Below are 3,332 nucleotides of genomic sequence, written 5' to 3' on the forward strand. Positions count from 1 at the left end.
GCCATCAGGTGATGGTCAACGAACGGACCTTTTTTGAGCGAACGGGTCATGGCAGCCCCTTACTTCTTGCGACGCGAGACGATGAACGTCTGCGTGCGCTTGTTGTTGCGAGTGCGGTAGCCCTTGGTCATCGTGTTCCACGGCGACACAGGCACCTGGCCCTCGCCGGTACGACCTTCACCACCACCGTGCGGGTGATCCACCGGGTTCATCGCGACACCGCGAACCGTCGGACGGATGCCCTTCCAGCGACGCGCACCGGCCTTGCCGTACTGGCGCAGGTTGTGCTCTTCGTTGGCCACTTCGCCGATCGCCGCGCGGCAGTCGATGTGGATGCGGCGCACTTCACCCGAGCGCAGGCGCAGCTGGGCGTAGGTGCCTTCGCGTGCCAGCAGCGTCACCGAGGTGCCGGCCGAGCGTGCGATCTGGGCACCCTTGCCCGGCAGCAGTTCGACGCAGTGAACCGTCGAGCCGACCGGGATGTTGCGGATCGGCAGCGTGTTGCCGGCCTTGATCGGCGCTTCGGCGCCGCTCAGCACGGTCGCGCCGACATCCAGCCCGCGCGGGGCGATGATGTAGCGGYGCTCGCCGTCGGCGTAGCACACCAGCGCGATGTGCGCCGTGCGGTTCGGGTCGTACTCGATGCGTTTGACCTTCGCCGGAATGCCATCCTTGTTGCGCACGAAGTCGACCACGCGGTAGTGGTGCTTGTGACCACCGCCCTTGTGGCGCATCGTGATGTGGCCGTTGTTGTTGCGACCCGCGTTCTGCATTTGCGGTTCGAGCAACGAGGCTTCCGGACGACCCTTATAGAGGTGGCTGTGAACCACCTTCACCACGGCACGGCGGCCGGGCGACGTCGGTTTGACTTTGATGACGGCCATTACGCGGCCTCCCCGGAGAAGTTGAGCTCCTGGCCTGCCTTCAGCGACACGTACGCCTTCTTGACGTGGTCGCGGCGGCCGATGGAACGGCCGAAGCGCTTGACCTTGCCCTTTTGAATGACGGTCTGCACCGACTCGACCTCGACCTTGAACAGCAGTTCGACCGCTGCCTTGATCTCGGGCTTGGTGGCATCGCGCAGCACCTTGAACAGCACCTGGTTGTGCTTCTCGGCAGCGGACGTGGCTTTTTCGCTCACGATCGGCGCCACCAGCACCTGGGCCAGGCGGCCCTCGTCATGCTTGGTCGTGCTCATCCCAGCATCTCCTTGAGTTGCTCGATCGCACCCTTGGTCACCAGGATCTTCTTGAAGAAGACCAGGGACAGGGGATCGGCGTAACGCGGCTCGACCACCATCACGTTGGCGAGGTTGCGCGCGGCGAGCAGCAGGTTGTCGTCGACCTGGTCGGCGATCACCAGCACCGAGTCGAGGCCCATGGCCTTGAACTTGGCAGCCAGCTGCTTGGTCTTCGGCGAGTCGACGGTGATCGAATCGACCACTGCGACACGGCCTTCACGGGCCAGCTGCGAGAAGATGGCGGCCATRCCGGCGCGGTACATCTTCTTGTTGACCTTCTGCGTGAAGTTCTCGTCCGGGCTGTTCGGGAAGATCCGACCGCCCCCGCGCCACAGCGGCGACGAGGTCATACCGGCACGGGCGCGGCCCGTACCCTTCTGGCGCCACGGCTTCTTCGTCGAGTGCTTCACGACGGCGCGGTCCTTCTGGGCGCGCGTGCCTTGGCGGGCGTTGGCCTGGAACGCGACGACGACCTGGTGGACCAGGGCTTCGTTGTAGTCACGGGCGAACACGGTGTCGGGCGCGTCGACCTTGGAGGTCGCCTGGCCTTGATCGTTGAGGAGCTCGAGTTGCATCAGTTGGCTCCCTTCTTGGCCTTCACCTTGATACCGGGGCGCACGACCACGTGGCCGTTCTTCGCGCCCGGCACGGCGCCACGGACCAGCAGCAGCTGGCGGGCTTCGTCGATGCGGACGACGTCGAGGTTCTGGACGGTCTTGGTGACGTCGCCCATCTGGCCGGACATCTTCTTGCCCGGGAACACGCGACCCGGATCCTGCGCCATCGAGATCGAGCCCGGCACGTTGTGCGAACGGCTGTTGCCGTGCGACGCGCGCTGCGAGCTGAAGTTGTGGCGCTTGATGGTGCCCGTGAAGCCCTTGCCGATGGAGGTGCCTTGCACGTCCACGAGCTGGCCCACGGCAAACGTCGTCACCGGAACCTGCGCGCCGGGCTTGAAGCCTGCGACGACGTCGGCGGTGACGCGGAATTCCTTGAGGACTTCACCGGCTTCGACACCCGCTTTCGCAAAGTGGCCGGCTGCCGGCTTGATGACGCGCGACGCTTTGCGCGTGCCGAACGCCACTTGAATGGCGTTGTAGCCGTCGGTGGCTTCGGTCTTGACCTGGACGACACGGTTGTTCGACACATCGAGCAYCGTCACGGGAACAGCATCGCCGTCGTCCGTGAAGATGCGCATCATGCCCACCTTGCGGCCCAGCAAACCGAGATGTTCGCTAAGACTCATGAATATTCTCCAGCCCCCGCACCACCCCCAACAACTGGGAGCGCTTGGAAGCCTTTGTTTGACATGCCCGACATCGATTGGCCGGGCTGACTTGGTGGCAACTCGCCCCGGAGGGCGAATGCCGAACCGACCCGTCAGGGCCGGCTACTGAAATCGGCCCACAAGGAGCCGATTACTTCGGAAAGCCTGCGATTCTAGCCAGCTGCGGCGAAAGCCGCAACCACTTCCTCGCAGGCCTGGCCGATTACTGCAGCTTGATCTCGACGTCGACGCCGGCCGGCAGGTCGAGCTTCATCAGCGCGTCCACGGTCTTGTCGGTCGGATCGACGATGTCCATCAGGCGCTGATGGGTGCGGATTTCGAACTGGTCGCGCGAGGTCTTGTTGACGTGCGGCGAACGCAGGATGTCGAAACGCTGCATGCGAGTCGGCAGGGGCACCGGGCCCTTGACGATCGCGCCGGTGCGCTTCGCGGTGTCGACGATCTCCAACGCCGATTGGTCGATCAGCTTGTAGTCAAACGCCTTCAGGCGAATGCGGATCTTTTGCTTGGTGGCCATAGCGGTTTCCTAAAAGAGCGTGCGGTCCTCGCGGACCGCGAAATCGATGGAGGGAGAGTGGCCGGCGGGCACGATGCAGAAGCACCCCGCCCGGCCGACCGGTGGCTCCACCTTATTCGAGGATCTTGGCGACGACGCCGGCGCCGACGGTGCGGCCGCCTTCACGGATGGCGAAGCGCAGGCCTTCTTCCATCGCGATCGGGGCGATCAGCTTCACCGTGATGCTCACGTTGTCGCCAGGCATCACCATTTCCTTGTCCTTCGGCAGCTCCACCGCGCCCGTCACG

General features: G+C 64.4%; 6 protein-coding genes. All 6 read right to left on the reverse strand.

Annotation, left to right across the window (positions count from 1 at the left end):
• Window positions 1-59: 59 nt before the first annotated feature.
• Window positions 60-884: a 50S ribosomal protein L2 gene (gene rplB, locus AC1D15_RS23160; protein ID WP_477827824.1), complete on the reverse strand. Its 825-nt coding sequence runs from the start codon at window positions 882-884 to the stop codon at window positions 60-62.
• Window positions 884-1,198 (reverse strand): 50S ribosomal protein L23, encoded by a 315-nt coding sequence (gene rplW / locus AC1D15_RS23165; RefSeq protein ID WP_047506361.1) that lies wholly within the window; start codon window positions 1,196-1,198, stop codon window positions 884-886. The genes rplB and rplW overlap by 1 nt, the downstream gene beginning before the upstream one ends.
• A complete protein-coding gene (gene rplD / locus AC1D15_RS23170) occupies window positions 1,195-1,815 on the reverse strand; it encodes a 50S ribosomal protein L4 (RefSeq protein WP_047506360.1) in 621 nt (206 codons plus the stop codon). Before rplD ends, rplW begins: the two co-directional genes overlap by 4 nt.
• Window positions 1,815-2,486 (reverse strand): 50S ribosomal protein L3, encoded by a 672-nt coding sequence (gene rplC / locus AC1D15_RS23175; RefSeq protein ID WP_477827825.1) that lies wholly within the window; start codon window positions 2,484-2,486, stop codon window positions 1,815-1,817. Before rplC ends, rplD begins: the two co-directional genes overlap by 1 nt.
• 244 nt (window positions 2,487-2,730) lie before the next feature.
• Window positions 2,731-3,045, reverse strand: coding sequence for a 30S ribosomal protein S10 (rpsJ, locus tag AC1D15_RS23180; protein ID WP_047506357.1), 315 nt, complete (start codon window positions 3,043-3,045; stop codon window positions 2,731-2,733).
• Window positions 3,046-3,157: 112 nt separating this feature from the next.
• Window positions 3,158-3,332: EF-Tu C-terminal domain-related protein (locus AC1D15_RS23185; RefSeq protein WP_477827826.1), on the reverse strand; the 175-nt coding region annotated here is incomplete at its 5' end.

The organism is Rhizobacter sp. P2_H2, from assembly GCF_056403375.1.